The 15,588-nt window shown below is 50.5% G+C and carries 15 protein-coding genes; 9 read left to right on the forward strand and 6 right to left on the reverse strand.

What is annotated here, in order from left to right; genetic code table 11:
* Positions 1 to 80: 80 nt before the first annotated feature.
* Complete coding sequence (locus tag ACFO4U_RS07760; RefSeq protein WP_215243716.1) at positions 81 to 1,217, forward strand: GGDEF domain-containing protein; 1,137 nt, start codon at positions 81 to 83, stop codon at positions 1,215 to 1,217.
* Positions 1,218 to 1,431: 214 nt separating this feature from the next.
* On the opposite strand, the gene ACFO4U_RS07765 is transcribed toward ACFO4U_RS07760, so the two are convergent.
* The 6 genes from ACFO4U_RS07765 to ACFO4U_RS07790 are packed head-to-tail and all read right to left on the reverse strand — an operon-like array spanning position 1,432 to position 7,159.
* Positions 1,432 to 3,090: an FAD-dependent oxidoreductase gene (locus tag ACFO4U_RS07765; RefSeq protein WP_214690573.1), complete on the reverse strand. Its 1,659-nt coding sequence runs from the start codon at positions 3,088 to 3,090 to the stop codon at positions 1,432 to 1,434.
* Positions 3,091 to 3,104: 14 nt separating this feature from the next.
* Complete coding sequence (locus ACFO4U_RS07770) at positions 3,105 to 4,391, reverse strand: arsenic transporter (RefSeq protein WP_215243715.1); 1,287 nt, start codon at positions 4,389 to 4,391, stop codon at positions 3,105 to 3,107.
* Positions 4,392 to 4,423: 32 nt separating this feature from the next.
* Positions 4,424 to 4,702, reverse strand: coding sequence for a Fe-S cluster assembly protein HesB (locus ACFO4U_RS07775; protein WP_074036072.1), 279 nt, complete (start codon positions 4,700 to 4,702; stop codon positions 4,424 to 4,426).
* Complete coding sequence (gene arsA / locus ACFO4U_RS07780) at positions 4,699 to 6,456, reverse strand: arsenical pump-driving ATPase (protein ID WP_215243714.1); 1,758 nt, start codon at positions 6,454 to 6,456, stop codon at positions 4,699 to 4,701. The genes ACFO4U_RS07775 and arsA overlap by 4 nt, the downstream gene beginning before the upstream one ends.
* Before the next feature lie 12 nt (positions 6,457 to 6,468).
* Complete coding sequence (gene arsD, locus ACFO4U_RS07785; RefSeq protein WP_214690570.1) at positions 6,469 to 6,828, reverse strand: arsenite efflux transporter metallochaperone ArsD; 360 nt, start codon at positions 6,826 to 6,828, stop codon at positions 6,469 to 6,471.
* A gap of 13 nt (positions 6,829 to 6,841) precedes the next feature.
* The gene (locus ACFO4U_RS07790; RefSeq protein ID WP_012727076.1) at positions 6,842 to 7,159 is read right to left on the reverse strand and encodes an ArsR/SmtB family transcription factor; all 318 of its coding nucleotides are present in this window, start codon (positions 7,157 to 7,159) and stop codon (positions 6,842 to 6,844) included.
* A 233-nt stretch (positions 7,160 to 7,392) separates the two neighbouring features.
* Between ACFO4U_RS07790 and ACFO4U_RS07795 the strand changes: the two genes are divergently transcribed.
* The 8 genes from ACFO4U_RS07795 (at position 7,393) to ACFO4U_RS07830 (ending at position 15,546) form a co-directional block, all read left to right on the forward strand.
* Positions 7,393 to 8,865: a SulP family inorganic anion transporter gene (locus ACFO4U_RS07795; RefSeq protein WP_215244178.1), complete on the forward strand. Its 1,473-nt coding sequence runs from the start codon at positions 7,393 to 7,395 to the stop codon at positions 8,863 to 8,865.
* Between the two features lie 70 nt (positions 8,866 to 8,935).
* Positions 8,936 to 9,349 carry a universal stress protein gene (locus ACFO4U_RS07800; RefSeq protein WP_047794988.1) on the forward strand — a complete coding sequence of 138 codons (414 nt, stop codon included), beginning with the start codon at positions 8,936 to 8,938 and terminating at the stop codon, positions 9,347 to 9,349.
* Positions 9,350 to 9,461: 112 nt separating this feature from the next.
* Positions 9,462 to 9,668, forward strand: coding sequence for a PLD nuclease N-terminal domain-containing protein (locus ACFO4U_RS07805; protein ID WP_012727079.1), 207 nt, complete (start codon positions 9,462 to 9,464; stop codon positions 9,666 to 9,668).
* Positions 9,665 to 10,513, forward strand: coding sequence for an ABC transporter ATP-binding protein (locus tag ACFO4U_RS07810; RefSeq protein ID WP_159562797.1), 849 nt, complete (start codon positions 9,665 to 9,667; stop codon positions 10,511 to 10,513). The genes ACFO4U_RS07805 and ACFO4U_RS07810 overlap by 4 nt, the downstream gene beginning before the upstream one ends.
* Positions 10,513 to 11,271 (forward strand): ABC transporter permease, encoded by a 759-nt coding sequence (locus ACFO4U_RS07815; protein WP_214690569.1) that lies wholly within the window; start codon positions 10,513 to 10,515, stop codon positions 11,269 to 11,271. Before ACFO4U_RS07810 ends, ACFO4U_RS07815 begins: the two co-directional genes overlap by 1 nt.
* Positions 11,272 to 11,363: 92 nt before the next feature.
* Positions 11,364 to 13,121, forward strand: a complete 1,758-nt coding sequence (locus ACFO4U_RS07820; protein ID WP_215243713.1) for a C39 family peptidase — start codon at positions 11,364 to 11,366, stop codon at positions 13,119 to 13,121.
* Between the two features lie 191 nt (positions 13,122 to 13,312).
* Positions 13,313 to 14,536 carry an exo-beta-N-acetylmuramidase NamZ family protein gene (locus ACFO4U_RS07825; protein ID WP_371730229.1) on the forward strand — a complete coding sequence of 408 codons (1,224 nt, stop codon included), beginning with the start codon at positions 13,313 to 13,315 and terminating at the stop codon, positions 14,534 to 14,536.
* Positions 14,537 to 14,646: 110 nt separating this feature from the next.
* Positions 14,647 to 15,546, forward strand: coding sequence for a CAP domain-containing protein (locus ACFO4U_RS07830; RefSeq protein WP_215243712.1), 900 nt, complete (start codon positions 14,647 to 14,649; stop codon positions 15,544 to 15,546).
* Positions 15,547 to 15,588 lie beyond the last annotated feature (42 nt).

Genomic DNA, 15,588 nt, shown 5'->3' on the forward strand with positions numbered 1-15,588 from the left:
ACTAAACACCTTTCCTCCACAAAAAGGATTGCTTTCCGAGAGTTCAACCTGTATATAGAATTTAAGGAGGAAAAACTTAATTGCTATCACTTACAAACTTAATTAATAACCTAATTGCCAACGCGAGCCTTTTGCTCGTTGGTCTATATCTGATCTCACGTTTTACCAAGCTCGGTTTCACAAATAAATTACCGATTCGGCGTCAGATGACCATCTCCATCCTCCTAGCAGGACTCTCTATGATCATCACGCTTCATGGTGTACTTTGGAACGCTCAAGCGGACTTTCAGTATGGATTTGTCCCACTCATCATTTCTGCTTTGTACTTTGGGATATCTGGTCTGCGTATCACGTATGTGACGAGTATTATCCTACTTCCGTTTATCGTTCCCGGAGAAATGCTACTTCTGATCACACTCCTAGATTATTCCGTAGCAGCTGGAACAGCATTTCTGTTCTTACGAATGCGCGAACGGATCCAGCCGACACAAGATATTCGAATCGTAAATATGATTAGTCTTACGTTCATTGCACTCTTCTCTATTCTCAACATGACGAACTATAAGGAGCCAAGTGCATATTTTATAACACTCATCTGGTTTTTATTCATCGGTTACGCGGCAGGCTTCTTTTTGCATATCGTGTATGGTGGCATACGAAAAATCGAACGCTCTGAACGTCTTATCACAAAATATAAAGAAGCGGCTTATACGGATACATTAACGGGGTTAGGTAATAGAAGACAGTTTGATGAGGAAATGAAACGCGTCGATGAAGAAGTGTTCACGTCGCCGAACGAGATTGCGTTGTTGTTAATCGATATCGATCACTTCAAATCAGTTAATGATACGTATGGACACGATGCGGGTGATGCAATTTTAGTCGAGCTCGGTCAACGTCTCTCTGGAATCGCGCGAGCAGATGACATGGTCTGCCGAAACGGTGGAGAAGAGTTCTCTGTTTTACTTGCCGACTGCAACCTTTCGCAAGCCATGTCGATTGCGAATCGCTATTTGACCGAAGTCTCGAAACAACCGTTTCAATTACCTGACAGTTCGACGCTTGAGGTCACCATTTCAATCGGAGTATCGAGCACTTCTGAACGAAAGGTCGTCACGTCCGCTCAACTAATCAAAAAGGCAGACATCGGTCTTTACGTCGCCAAACGGAACGGGCGAAATCAAATCGGCAAATGGAGTCAACAGAAAGCAAACTGACCTCTCACATTTGTGAGAGGTTTTTCAAAGTTTATTCCATTCATCGAGCGACTCCAAGTAACGAAGATAGCTCATCTTGATTTCTTCATCTGTCAAAAATGTGCCACTGCTTCCGTCGCTCAAATTTCTCATGTAACATCTTATAATCCATCCGCTTCACCTCACGTACAGCATATCAAAAGACGACGTCCGGCAGTTGCGGACGTCGTCTTGCTTAGTTCCCGTATTTTTTGAACAACTGATAATTCTTATTTCCACCTGACAAGTTGTACACATCGGTGAATCCGAGGTTACGGAGCACGTTCTGTGCCGCGTTGCCCGTCACGCCTCCGTTACAGTAAACGACGGTCGGCTTGTCCTTGTCCATGTCTTTCGCCGCTTCCCGAAGGTTACCGAGTGGGACGTTGACCGCACAATCGACACACGCCTTCTCGAACTGTGCTGCTTTCCGCGTATCGATGATTTGCATGTCTTCCCCGGCATCGATTCGTGCCTGAAGTTCGGCCGGCGTGATGAGTCGAGCCGCCTTGTCGATACTGTTCGAAAGCACCATCCCCGTATACATGACCGGGTCTTTCGTCGTCGAGAACGGTGGTGCGTAGGCGAGGTCGAGATGGAACAAGTCGTCCACTTTCGCCTTAAGGGTGATGGCCGTGACGAAGACGTCGATTCGTTTGTCGACTCCTTCAAATCCAACGATTTGGACACCGAGCAGTTGACGCGTCGCACGATCGGCGACCGCTTTAATCGTCATATCTTTTCCACCCATATAGGCAGGCTTATCCGGTTTCGTGTTATGAAGTACCTCGATATCGTATCCGAGTTCGCGTGCTTCTTTTTCGGCGAGACCCGTCTGTGCGACGGCAAGTCCGAACACTTTGAAGATGCCCGTTCCGAGGATGCCCCGATGTTCGAGGTGACCGCCCGTGATGACGTCCCCGGCGGTCCGCCCCATCTTGTTCGCTGTCGAACCAAGTGGACGCCAAATCGGTTTCCCTGTCACGATCGAGAAACTCTCCGCGACGTCTCCTGCCGCATAGACGTCTGGGATGTTTGTCTCCATCCGCTCATTGACGGCGATCGCACCCGTTTCACCTAGTTTGACTCCCATGTTCATGGCGAGCTCGACGTTCGGACGGACTCCGACAGACAAGATGACGAGGTCGGTCTCAATCGTCTTCCCACTCTCCGTGACGACCCGTTCGACGTGTCCGTCACCGACAAGTTCTGTCACGGTCTCTCCGAGCATGAGCTCGATTCCGTTCTTCTCGAGGTGTTCCTCAACGCGGCACGCCATATCCTTGTCGAGTGGTGGCATCACTTGAGGCACGCGCTCGATGATGGTCACGTCCACACCACGAAGCTTCAACTGTTCCGCCATCTCTAGACCGATGAAGCCGGCTCCGATGATTGTCGCATGTTTCGGGTCTGTCGAATCGACGAAGGAGCGTGTCGCCTCCGCATGTTGGATGTTTCGAATCGGGAAGACGTTGTCCGACTTCACCCCTGGAATCGGTGGGATGATGCTCGACGCACCCGTCGCAAGGACGAGGACATCATATGAGTCCGTGAACGTGTCACCCGTCTCTAAGTTTTCAACCGTCACCGTCTTCGTGTCTTTGTCGACTGACGTCACATTATGACGCGTCATCACGTCGATGTTGTAGCGCTTCTTGAAGAAGGCCGCATCGCGCGGTGTCAAATCGTCACGTGACTCGACTTCTCCGCCAACGTAGTAAGGAATCCCACAACCAGAGTACGAGATATCGTAATCTCGATCGTAAATCGTGATTTGTGCGTCTTCGTTGTTCCGACGCGCTTTCGCCGCAACCGATGTCCCTGCAGCGACTGAACCGATGATGACTAGTTTCATATATAATCCACTCCTCAATAAAGTAATAAGCTGATGTATAGGCCGAGCAACGTGATAGCCAATGTCGGAATCGTCAAGATGATCCCGACTTTAAAGTACTGCCCCCATCCGATTTTGAGGCCTTTCGTACGAAGGACGTGGAGCCATAGAAGCGTCGCTAGCGACCCAATCGGGGTAATCTTCGGACCGAGATCGGAACCAATGACGTTCGCATAGATTAACGCTTCCCGAATCTGTCCGGTCGTATGCGTCAAGTCGATGGCGAGCGCATCAATCATGACGGTCGGCATATTGTTCATGACCGATGACAAGATGGCGGCCAAAAAGCCCATCCCGAACGTGGCACTGAAGCTGTTAACCGCGAACCAATCGATAAAGTTCGCCAATACTTGAGTGAGTCCGGCATTTTGTAAACCGTAGACGACAATATACATCCCGAGCGAGAAGAAGACGATGGCCCACGGTGCACCTTTGATGACTTGCATCGTCTGGACCGCTGACGAGCGGTTCGCCATCACGAGGAAGAACAAGGCGATGACACCCGCGACGAGCGAAACGGGGATCTCGACTAAATCACTCGTGAAGTATCCGATGACCAGTAAACCGAGTACAATCCAGGATAAGCGGAACATCGTATGGTCTTTAATAACGGACGAAGGTTCAGCCAACTGTGAGGCGTCATACTGTTTCGGGATATCTTTTTTGAAATAAAGGTACAACACGAGCAGACTCCCCGCGACCGCGAACACGTTCACGAACACCATCCGCGCGGCGTACTCGGCGAACCCGATGCCAAAGAAGTCGGCTGAGACAATGTTGACGAGGTTCGAGACGATGAATGGAAGACTTGCCGTATCGGCGATGAATCCGGATGCCATGACGTATGCCAAGACGACCGCGTCCGGCAGTTTGAGAGCCCGGACCATCGCCAAGACAATCGGTGTCAAGATCAGCGCCGCCCCGTCATTTGCAAACAAGGCTGCGACGAGGGCACCGAGTAACGTGATATAAACGAAGAGTTTCACCCCGCCACCTTTGGCGATTCGCGCCATGTGTAAAGCGGCCCATTCAAAGAATCCAATCTCATCTAAAATGAGTGAAATGATGATGATTGCGATAAAGGTGAACGTCGCGTTCCAAATGATGCCCCATACCGTTCCGACGTCATCAAGATTGACGACGCCCGAAACGAGAGCGATGACAGCCATCCCCATCGCCGAGTAACCGATTCCGAGGCCTTTCGGTTGCTTGATGATGAGGAAAAGCGTCACAAGAAAAATTAAACTAGCAATCCACTGCACAATGTAATCCTCCAATAATCTCTATTTATTTTTTAGCAACTCGGCTGCAAACCGTGCAATACGAGTGTCATTCCCTCTTCTGTTGATTCAACGTCGAGCGTGACATTTGCGGACAACGCTGTAGCTTCGTTCGCCACGGCAAACGTAAGGTCGTCGAAGTGCTTCACCTCATCGGTCGCTTCCGGTGTCGCTACGGCCAAACCTAGTGTCGGTCCACAGCAACCGGCCTCCGTGATGATGCGGACCGATTTTGTCTGCTCCTCCTCTAGCGCTGTTTTTAAGTAATCGATGGCTTCATTCGTGATGTTCATTTCACTTCCTCCTTCAATAGTTGGGATAACGCGGAATATCCGACTGGCAAATGTTCTTGCCAGGCGAGTATCGTCGGACGCCGATAGCTGTTCACACGTTCGAGCCATAGGACTTCATTCGCGACTTTCGCGGTCAATAGTTTGCTCGTGACATCGAGTGGCGTGAACGATTGATTAACGACCCAAGCGAACGGTAGAATCTTAGCCCGATTCAAATCTGCTACGAGTCGTTCAGCTTCATATACCGGCGTCGCTTCAGGCAAGGTCGTGATGATGACGTGCGTTTGTTTCGGATCACGTAATTTCGGCAACAAATCTCGGACTGCTTCCGGGACAACGCCAGTCGAGCGTTCGAGTTCGCGATGATAACTCTCGGTCGCATCTAACAGAAGAAGCGTGTGTCCGGTCGGTGCCGTATCGATGACGACGAAACGGTCTTTCGCTTTCGCCACCTGATTCGCAAAGGCACGGAAAACGGCGATTTCTTCGGTGCACGGCGAACGCAGGTCCTCTTCGAGCATCATACGTTGCTCTTCATTCAGGTCCCCTGCTTCCTTGAACACATCCTGTCGATACCTCTCAATTTCAACTTTCGGGTCAATGGCATCGACCGTGAACGTATCTGCAATGTTTGTCCCAATCGTGAAAGCGACATGAGCGGCCGGATCCGTCGTCGTCAAATGAACAGAGTGCCCTCTTTCATGAAGCGCGACCGCAATCAGCGAAGCAAGTGTCGTCTTCCCGACGCCACCTTTCCCCATCGTCATGATGACACTTGGACCGTCCGCCTCAATCTCATCAACGAGTCGATCAAGTGATCCGTAACAACTCGAGTCATAGCATGCATCTGCGACAGCGACCGTCTCTCCGTTCACAAAGCGCCGAAGTGCAGAGACACCAATCAGATTTTCGTAAGCATATGGAAGTTTGAATGCCTCGAGGTCAGTTATGCCTTCAGGAAGTTCACGGAGTGCTTGTTGCTGACGCTCGATGAGCCGCTTCGTGTATCGGTCTGCCCCTTCATCCTGTTGGACAAGACCGTTGATGATGAGTTGCATTCGCTCGATGCCGATGGCGCGAAGTTCGGTCGCGGCACGCTCCGCTTCGATGAGTGTGGATGTTTCGGGACGAGCAACGAGAAGCAGTGTCGTCTCTTTACCATCAGTGAGCGTCTCAACTGCCTTTTTGTACTGCAATTGTTTGTCAGCTAAACCGGCAAGCGGACCAAGGCAAGACGCACCTGTCGTGTTCGTCTCCAAAAATTCATCCCATGCACTCGGCAAGGTGAGTAGGCGCAACGTATGACCAGTCGGTGCCGTGTCAAAGATGACGTGATCGTACGCCTCACGGGCTGACACGGACGTCAACAAGTCCGTAAATTGGTCGAATGCCGCAATCTCAACCGTACAGGCACCGGATAATTGCTCTTCCATCGAGTGAATGGCCACGTCCGGTAATACACCTCGATAAGGTCCGACCATGCGTTCCATATATTGTTTTGCCGCTTCTTCGGGATCGAAGTTGGAGATGGCAAGCTTTGTTTCCGGAACGAGGCGCGGCGTCTCATCGAGTTCCATCTCAAACACGTCTTGTAAATTACTGGCCGGGTCGGTCGAAACGAGTAAGACACGCTTGCCACGGTCGGCGAGCGTCAGGGCGAGGCTTGACGCTGTCGATGTCTTCCCGACGCCACCTTTCCCGGTCAAGAACACATAACGGGTCGGTTCAATCGTATGAAAATCAAATGTCTTCATGAGCATATCTCCTTATTTCTTCAGTGAGATGCGAACTTTCGGCTTTTCTCCATCTTTCTTGGCAAATGCGTCAACCGGTAGTCCCGTCAACTCCGCAATTTCTTCATCTGTTAAATAGGCACCCCGTTTTACGATTTTTCCATCAACTACTGTGAGCGGGAGCATCTCGAGCCCATTTGCAATTTCAGCTTGCACCTTGACATTTTCAACGAATCGATTCGGTTCCGATGCCAGATTATAACGAGCAACATCGAAGCCTCGCTGTTTTAACACGTAGTGAATTGTCGCCACTCGCGTCAGTTCTGGATCGATGGATGGACCACATAATCCTGTTGGACAGCACATTGCCGGTTCAAACACTTCAAGTTTCATCGTTGACTCCTCCTTAAATTGCACATTCGGTGTCACAGTCGCAACTCACATCGATTGTCTCAATCTTGTCGAGCAAATCGACGACAATCCCATAAAAAGGGCTCGTCTCATTCAATCGATAGTGGATCCATTGTTTGTCTCGGCGCTCTAATAACAGTCCAGCCTGACGCAACATCTTCAAATGACGGCTGATTGCCGGCTGTGAGATGTCAAAACAGTCGACGAAACTACACGCACACTGTTCTCCCGCTTCCATCTGTTTCAGCATGGTCAATCGAGTCGGATCACCGAGCACCTTGAGTACTTTGCTTAATTCTTCTGCAGTGTACATTTCCACTTCCCCTTCCTGTATAACCTAATTGTTATATAACGTATCCGTTATGAAATTACCATACTTTTCAACTTCATTCAATTGTCATTTCAAAAAAAATCCGTTATGATGAAACACGTTGTGAAAACACGTAACGTTGGAACATTTCCTTTCATATAATGTGGCATTTGATCTTCGTGAGACTCGAAGATCAAAGTCAAAATATAAAGAGAGGTGTGTTCTTCTTGGAAAAAATGAATACAATCAAACAAGACTGGCTCGGTAACGTCCGAGCAGACGTCCTTGCGGGGATTGTTGTCGCTCTCGCCCTCATCCCTGAGGCGATCGCGTTCTCACTCATCGCTGGCGTCAACCCGATGGTCGGGCTCTATGCTTCGTTCATCATCGCCATGGTGATTTCAATCGCAGGCGGTCGCCCTGCGATGATTTCGGCTGCGACCGGTGCGATGGCGCTCGTCATCGTCTCACTCGTCGCCGACCATGGTCTTCAATATTTGCTGGCCGCTGGGATTCTAACGGGTGTCATTCAAATCGTACTCGGTTATCTCGGCATCGCCCGCTTAATGAAGTTCATTCCACGCGCCGTCATGGTTGGCTTTGTCAATGCGCTTGCCATTCTGATTTTTCAAGCGCAACTATCCAACTTTGAAGGGGAAAGCTGGATCATCTGGGCAATCGTCGCCGCCTCGCTCGCCATCATCTTCTTATTTCCGCGAGTCACAAAAGCCATCCCTGCACCACTTGTCGCCATCGTCGTCATGACGATTTTAGCCATCACACTCGGTCTCGATACGAAAAATATCGGAGACATGGGAACAATCTCAGCAACACTCCCGGAATTTTTATTCCCGAACGTCCCGTTGACGTTTGAAACGTTGTTGATCATTCTTCCTTACTCGATTTCCCTCGCATTCGTCGGATTGATCGAGTCGCTCTTGACGGCACAAATCGTTGACGATATGACAGGAACGGACTCAAACAAAAACCGTGAATCGCGCGGACAAGGGATTTCGAACATCATTGCTGGGTTCTTCGGTGGGATGCCAGGATGTGCGATGATTGGGCAATCGGTCATCAATGTCTCATCGGGTGCTCGTGGACGTCTGTCGACACTTACAGCCGGTCTCGCGCTCTTCGTCATGATCATGACAATCAGCGACGTGCTCATGCTGATTCCGGTCGGCGCGCTCGTCGGGGTCATGTTCTTCGTCTCCTATGCGACGTTTGACTGGGGTTCGCTCAAAGCGATGCGTACCGCCCAAAAATCGGATACGGTCGTCATGCTCGTCACCGTACTCGTCACCGTCGTCACACATGATTTGTCACTCGGTGTACTCGCCGGGATTTTGACAGCAGCAATTCTCTTCGCTGCTAAAATCTCAAAAATCGATCTCGAGCGAAAGATCGATGCCGACAAGGCTCATTACATGGTGAACGGTCAGCTCTTCTTCGCCTCGACATCTGAATTCGTCAATCAGTTCGATGTGACAGAGGATGCTGAAGCCGGTATCCAAACAGTCACCATCGACTTTGCGAACACGCATCTTTGGGACGACTCTGCCATCGGGGCAATCGATAAGGTCATCTTCAAATATCGGGAAGTCGGAATCGAACCGGAACTGCTCAACTTGAACAAAGACTCGGAAAAACTGCTCAACACGCTCGCCCTTCACTTGAAGCAACAAGACGCGAACGCAGGGCACTGATTCATCATTTCCCCGTTTCGCCAAATCACCTATACTAAAAGTAGAACGTGCGAAAGAGGAGGAGTTTTTCATGGGAAAGGTATTTTTAGCGGCAGATGGTTCTGCCCACTCGAAACGTGCGCTAGAAAAAGCGATTCAGCTCGCAAAGGCGTCGAATGCATCGATTGATATCGTGCACGTCATCAGTGCGAAGGAATCAAAAGAAGCGGCCCTCAATTCGACAGGGAAAATCGACTTGGAGACGAAGCGAAAGCAGATGCTCAAGCCACTGTTCGATTTGACGGAAGCAGAAGGCATTGCCTACGAATACATCGAACTTCGTGGGGAGCCGGACGTCGAGCTCGTCAAATATGCGAACCATGAACCATACGAATACGTCGTCGTCGGATCACGTGGATTGAACACGTTCCAAGAGTTCGTGCTCGGTAGCGTGAGTCATAAACTGGCCAAACGAGCTCTCGCTCCTGTCATTATAGTGAAATGACGCATCGTCCCCATCTCCGTCGTGAGATGGGGATTTTTTGTGTCACATACAGGGGACATACCGTTCATGTAGAATGTTTTAAAGACAGCTAATTCAAAAGGAGGTTCTCGCGATGGACATCGCAAATGACCCGAATACACTTTTTCTCATCTTACTACCTGTTTTGATTTTGCAACTCATCCTGCTCGTCGTCGCCTTGATTGACTTGTTCAAACGCGACATGACGAATGGCCCGAAATGGGTATGGCTTCTCGTCATCGTCTTCATCAACATACTCGGCCCAATCGTATACTTCTTATGGGGACGGACTCCGCGATGAAAATCACACATGTAACGAAGCGATTCGGCTCCTTCACGGCGCTCGATGATGTCAGTTTCGAATTACGACCGGGTTGCACGTCCCTCCTTGGAGAAAACGGTGCCGGGAAGACGACGCTTTTGAACTTGCTCGCCCGCGTCACCGAACCGACAAGTGGCGATATGACCGGACACGAACGTATTCGGATTGGCTATTTGCCTCAGCGCCCTGCCCTCTATCCATCGTTGACTCCCGTCGAGACGATTCGGTATGCCGCTGAATTGACGGGGACCAAACACGTCGAGCCGATTCAACTATTGAAACGAGTCGGGCTCGAACCGGTCGACCGGCCGGCAGCGAACTTATCGGGAGGGATGCGACAGCGTCTCGGGATCGCCCAAGCGCTCGTCCATGACCCGGAACTCTTACTGCTCGATGAACCGGTCTCGGCACTCGACCCACGCGGTCGACGAGAAGTACTCGATCTATTAAGTGACTTGAAACGAGAGCGAATGATCCTGTACTCGACGCACGTCCTGCCGGATGCCGAAGAGGCAAGTGACTGGGTGCTCCTGCTTCGACAAGGCAAATTGCTCATGGAAGGAACCGTGACCGACCTGCTCGGTTCGAAGTCGACCATTGAGCTACGTCTCTTTGACGATGGGACGACCGATGCAGACTGGACGCAGTTAGAAGGCGTGACCCGAACAACCAAACGTGGTTCGACGTGGACGTTTGAATCAACGGACCGGAATCTCGCCGAACGGGCGATTTTGCGGCGCATCCTGGAACGGAATCTCATCATCCAATCACTACACGTCGGGCACCCGTCACTCGAATCTTTATTCTTGGAGGTGAACGCCTGATGCGTACCGCAATCTTTAAACAGGAATGGCGAGAGTCATGGTCGAACAAACGACTCATTTGGATCCCAATCGTGCTCATGCTCCTTGCCTCGATGCAACCGCTCACGCTCTATTTCCTACCAGATATCCTCGCTTCCGGTGGCAATTTACCGGACGGCGCCGTGATTGATCTCCCGACACCGACACCAGAAGAAGTGTTGATTTCAGTCAGTGAACAGCTTCGCCAAATCGGTCTTCTCGTCGTCTTGTTGTCGGCGATGCATACGTTCAGTCATGAGCGGACGAACGGAACGCTCGCTTGGCTCAAGTCGTTACAAATCCCGACGTCTCGCATCGTTATCAGTAAATGGGCACATTACGTCCTATTGACGGTCGGTGGTCTCGTACTCGCCCAATTAGCGGCCGCTTACTATACGGTTATTCTTTTCGAGGCGTTTGATGTAACCGCATTTCTCATATCTACAGCACTTCTTGTCTTTCATTTTGTCGTTCAGCTCTCCATCTTCATTCTCCTCGCTGCGATGATCGAGAGCGGTGTTGTCGCAGTCGTCTTGACGCTCGGTCTTCATTTCGTCATGTCGCTCCTCATCGGCTGGGTCGACCTCGATTGGATGCCATGGATGCTCGGTCCACTATCGAGTCAGGTGTTCTTGACAGAAGTGAATCTCGTGTGGCCGATTGTGACCGGAACCGTTGTCGTCATCCTATCCCTGTATATGGCGTCGAAACGACTTCGGTTCATGAGTCATACGGCGTAAACGTCTGACCTTACAAATGATTCATTTGCCACAGCTTCATCTTGGATAAATATGGGTATCTCTTCTGTATGCATACAGAGGAGGTCACATGAATGACATGGAAAAGAAGGGTCGGCATCGGTCTGTTAATCGGTGCAGTGTGGACGAGTCCACAGTTCGCGTCCGCTGAGGGTTCATTCCAACAGACGGAGGATGGCATCGTCTATACATCGAGTGACGGGACGGTGTTGACAGGGTGGCAAGTAATCGAGGGTCATACGTACTATCTGAATGAAGATGGTACCCTCCTCACAGATTGGCAGGAAATCGAAGGTGCTACATATTATTTTGAGACAGACGGTCGACTCATCACGGGTCCCCATGCAGTCAACGGCACGACATACACATTTGACGAGAACGGGAAGCTACTCACCGGATGGCAAGAACGCGATGGTCTCGTCTATTATTACGACGAAACCGGTCAAGCCGTCACCGGCTTCCAGACAATCGAAGGCAAACGATATTACTTCAACGAGGACGGGGTCCGACTCTCGGGATGGCAACAGTTTGGTGACGCCAAACATTATTTCTTCCCAGACGGCACCATTCGTACAGGCATGTACACGATTGACGGCAAGAAATATTATTTGATGGAGCAAGGAAAGATGGCGACCGGATGGCAGACGATCGGCACACGACGCTATTATTTCGGGACTGACGGGGTACGTCGACAAGGTCTCACCCGAATCGGTGAAAAAGTGTATGGATTTCATCCCTACTATGGGTATCGCCTCGAAGGGTTGCATCGGATTAACAATCGTCACTACCTGTTCGGAAAATACGGCGATCGTAAGTGTGGCCTTCAACAGATAAATGGTGTTATGTACGGCTTCCATCCGACCTATGGCTACCGACTAGAAGGTGTCCACACATTGAATGCACGCGTCTATTCATTCGACCCATATGGACGTCGTGAGTACGGATTTCAAACGGTCGATGGGAAGAAGGTCGGATTCCACCCGACTTACGGATACCGCCTGAAAGGGAAATTCCGATTAGATGGAAAGACGTATCACTTCCATTCGACCGGTGTGCCGGAGAAAGGATGGAAATATACGACCCAGTACGAATATTATGCTCCGGCCTTGACGAAAAAGACGGATTGGCAAGCCATCGACGGCAAGTGGTATTACTTTGATACATACGGAAAGATGTATCAAAACCGTCGTGTCGGAAACGCCTCATTCGATGCGCGTGGTGCCTATTCTCAGGCACTGTCCGTCTATAAGATGAGCGTCCCGCTCTATCGTCAGTTCCCGATGGGGTATCCGTCAGGCTGCGAGTTCTTCTCTCTCAAAATGGCACTTGAAGAAAAAGGGCGTGCCGTCAGCGCCTCGACCTTATATAACGAGATGCCAAAGAGTATGTGGAACGCTCGCTATGAGAACCGTCTCTATCGCTGGGTCGACCCGAACGTCATGTTCACAGGAGATCCGAAAGGGACGCTCGGAAAATATAAGAACTATGGGATTTATCCAAAAGGCATGATTGAATTCGCCAGTAAGTATCGTCCGGTGAAAGACTTGTCCAATCAAGGGCTCGGCTCAATCGAACGCGAACTGTCGATGGGCAACCCGGTCATCGTCTGGGCGAGTGTCGACTTCAACAAACCATACGGCTACTTCAACTGGTATACCGCTTCGAACAAGAAGTTCACCGGCTACGTTAACTATCATGTCATGTTGGCAACCGGCTATGACAAGTCAAACTTGTATATCAACGACCCATATCGCGGTCGCTTGGTCATCCCTAAGTCAAAAGTGAGCGCCGTCATGAGCGCGACGGGATGGAAAGCACTCGCGGTCAGATGAGTAAATAGGAACGTGTCTTTCATCGAAGGACACGTTTTTTATGTCCGATTAGGAGAAAAGTACGAAATTAAGAAATATAAATTCCTATTTTTATGATTAAATATTGAAATTAAATTTCTGAATGGTACACTCCTGTTAAGAAATTGAAGCGCTTACATGAATCGAAGGAGGAGTTTCTGATGAAAAAGTGGATGGGTGGTATGGCTGCGTTGACGATTCTCACGACTTCCATCGTCTGGTTGGATGCCGATGCGAAGTCTGAACCGAAAAAACCAAAGGTCGAACTCGGGGTCGACCGATTGATGGAAAACCCGGAAATTTTGAAAGGAAAACGGGTCGGACTAATCACGAATCCGACCGGGATCAACGCGGAGAGAACGAGCATCGTCGACCTATTTGACCAGTCCGATGACTTCGAGTTGACGGCATTGTACGGACCAGAGCATGGCGTTCGGGGAGATGCCCAAGCCGGATCGACGGTCAGTTCCTACATCGATGACGTGACGGGGTTGCCTGTATATAGCCTATATGGTGCCACGAAGAAACCGACTCCTGAGATGCTACAAGATGTCGACGTGCTCGTCTTTGACATCCAAGACGTCGGGACACGCTACTATACGTATATCTATACGATGGCGTATGCGATGGAAGCCGCTGCCGAGAACGGGATTCCGTTTGTCGTCCTCGACCGTCCGAACCCGCAAGGCGGGCTTCGCGTTGACGGTCCGGTGCTCGACCCGGATTACTCCAGTTTCATCGGTCTCTATCCGATTCCACTAAAGCATGGGATGACCGTCGGTGAACTCGCGCGACTGTTCAACACCGAGTATCAGATTCAAGCCGACCTTGAAGTCGTAAAAATGAAAGGTTGGAAGCGTTCGATGATGTATGAGGACACGGGACTCCCGTTCGTCATGCCGTCCCCGAACATGCCGACGACCGACACGGTCAATGTTTACCCTGCGACCGGATTGTTTGAAGGAACAAACTTATCCGAGGGGCGCGGGACGACGAAACCGTTTCAGCTGATCGGCGCGCCGTATATAAAAGCGCATGAATATGCGAATGAGCTGAACGGGCTCGACTTGCCAGGTGTCGCTTTCCGGGCTGCCTCGTTCACGCCGACGTTCTCAAAACACGCGGGCAAACTGACGCACGGGGTTGAGGTCTATGTCACTGATCCAGCTCGATTCGAATCGACAAGAACTGGGATTGCGATGATTCAAATGGCCCACAGCATGTATCCGGACGACTTCGAGTTTTTAGCGAATGACTTCATCACGAAATTGACAGGAAACGCCTACGTGAAAGATATGATTCTCGAAGGAGCTCCGCTTGAAGACATCCTGACGAAAATCGAGGACGAGCGGGACGCGTTTCTCCCAATTCGGAAAGAGTATTTACTGTATAAATGAAGCAAGGATGGGCTCACGAAGAGTCCATCCTTTTTGTAATGAAATGGTAAAACCAAAAATCACCCAAACGATATAGAATATAGGGAGTCCCACAAAAGGAGTCGATTCCATTGAAGAAGCATATCTCTCTACTACTCACCATCATTCTGACACTCAGTGTGATCGGGTCGCCCTTCTCTATCAACCGCGTCCAAGCATATTATGAGACGTCGATCAACACGACCGGTTACGTGACCAACATTAGTCAACTCAATGTCCGGCAGTCGCCTTCTTTGAGCGCGAAACGACTTGCACTCATTCCGCGAGACGGTTCGATGCGTGTCCGGACATCGTTCCAATTGGACGGTGTGCGCTGGTATAAGATTCAATGGGGCAGCGGCTACGCTTATCTGCCCGCCAAGTATGTCCGCTTGTCCACTGCCGAGGTGAAATTTACGAAACCGACGTACGTCAAACCGTCGAGCGTTTATTTAAAATCACGTCCGCTCACGACCTCTTCGAACGTCAAGTTCGTCCGGCAGGGTACAGAACTTGAGACCGTGTCATATCGCTATACCGGTACATCACGATGGTACAAGGTGCGCTACGGTTCATACACTGGGTACATCCTCGCCCATCATGTCAGTTTCACGTCGCCCGTCAACGTGTTGACCGAGACGAACAAAGAACGGAAGGCTGCCGGTCTCTCTCTTCTCGCCGCTTCGAGTGAGGCGAACCGTGTCGCCCAAGTCCGTGCCGATGAGATGGCGCGTACGGGTCAATTCTCGCACACGCTCAAGGAGAACGGTACACCAGGGGACACGTTAGACGCTTACGGTGTCTCGTATCGGGGCTGGGGGGAGAATATCTATAAAGGATCGAGCGACCCAGTCCGGGCGGTCGATGCGTGGATGAACAGCAGCGGTCATCGCGCGAATATCTTGAATGCGAATTATACGCACCTCGGGATTGGCAAAGCGACCGATGCCCAAGGGGCGACCATCCATGTTCAAATCTTTTTGACGAAATAACCGCTGAAGGACAGTCACGTCGTGGCTGTCTTTTTTTCGCCA

Source organism: Exiguobacterium profundum (genome assembly GCF_042652865.1).
GTDB classification, from domain to species: Bacteria; Bacillota; Bacilli; order Exiguobacteriales; family Exiguobacteriaceae; genus Exiguobacterium; species Exiguobacterium profundum.

Coding starts and splice junctions, on each gene's coding strand:
- ACFO4U_RS07765 (WP_214690573.1), bottom strand. CDS start 3,090: ATGAAACTAGTCATCATCGGTTCAGTCGCTGCAGGGACATCGGTTGCG.
- ACFO4U_RS07805 (WP_012727079.1), top strand. CDS start 9,462: ATGGACATCGCAAATGACCCGAATACACTTTTTCTCATCTTACTACCT.
- ACFO4U_RS07800 (WP_047794988.1), top strand. CDS start 8,936: ATGGGAAAGGTATTTTTAGCGGCAGATGGTTCTGCCCACTCGAAACGT.
- arsD (WP_214690570.1), bottom strand. CDS start 6,828: ATGAAACTTGAAGTGTTTGAACCGGCAATGTGCTGTCCAACAGGATTA.
- ACFO4U_RS07790 (WP_012727076.1), bottom strand. CDS start 7,159: ATGTACACTGCAGAAGAATTAAGCAAAGTACTCAAGGTGCTCGGTGAT.
- ACFO4U_RS07825 (WP_371730229.1), top strand. CDS start 13,313: ATGGGTGGTATGGCTGCGTTGACGATTCTCACGACTTCCATCGTCTGG.
- ACFO4U_RS07820 (WP_215243713.1), top strand. CDS start 11,364: ATGACATGGAAAAGAAGGGTCGGCATCGGTCTGTTAATCGGTGCAGTG.
- ACFO4U_RS07815 (WP_214690569.1), top strand. CDS start 10,513: ATGCGTACCGCAATCTTTAAACAGGAATGGCGAGAGTCATGGTCGAAC.
- arsA (WP_215243714.1), bottom strand. CDS start 6,456: ATGAAGACATTTGATTTTCATACGATTGAACCGACCCGTTATGTGTTC.
- ACFO4U_RS07795 (WP_215244178.1), top strand. CDS start 7,393: ATGAATACAATCAAACAAGACTGGCTCGGTAACGTCCGAGCAGACGTC.
- ACFO4U_RS07775 (WP_074036072.1), bottom strand. CDS start 4,702: ATGAACATCACGAATGAAGCCATCGATTACTTAAAAACAGCGCTAGAG.
- ACFO4U_RS07810 (WP_159562797.1), top strand. CDS start 9,665: ATGAAAATCACACATGTAACGAAGCGATTCGGCTCCTTCACGGCGCTC.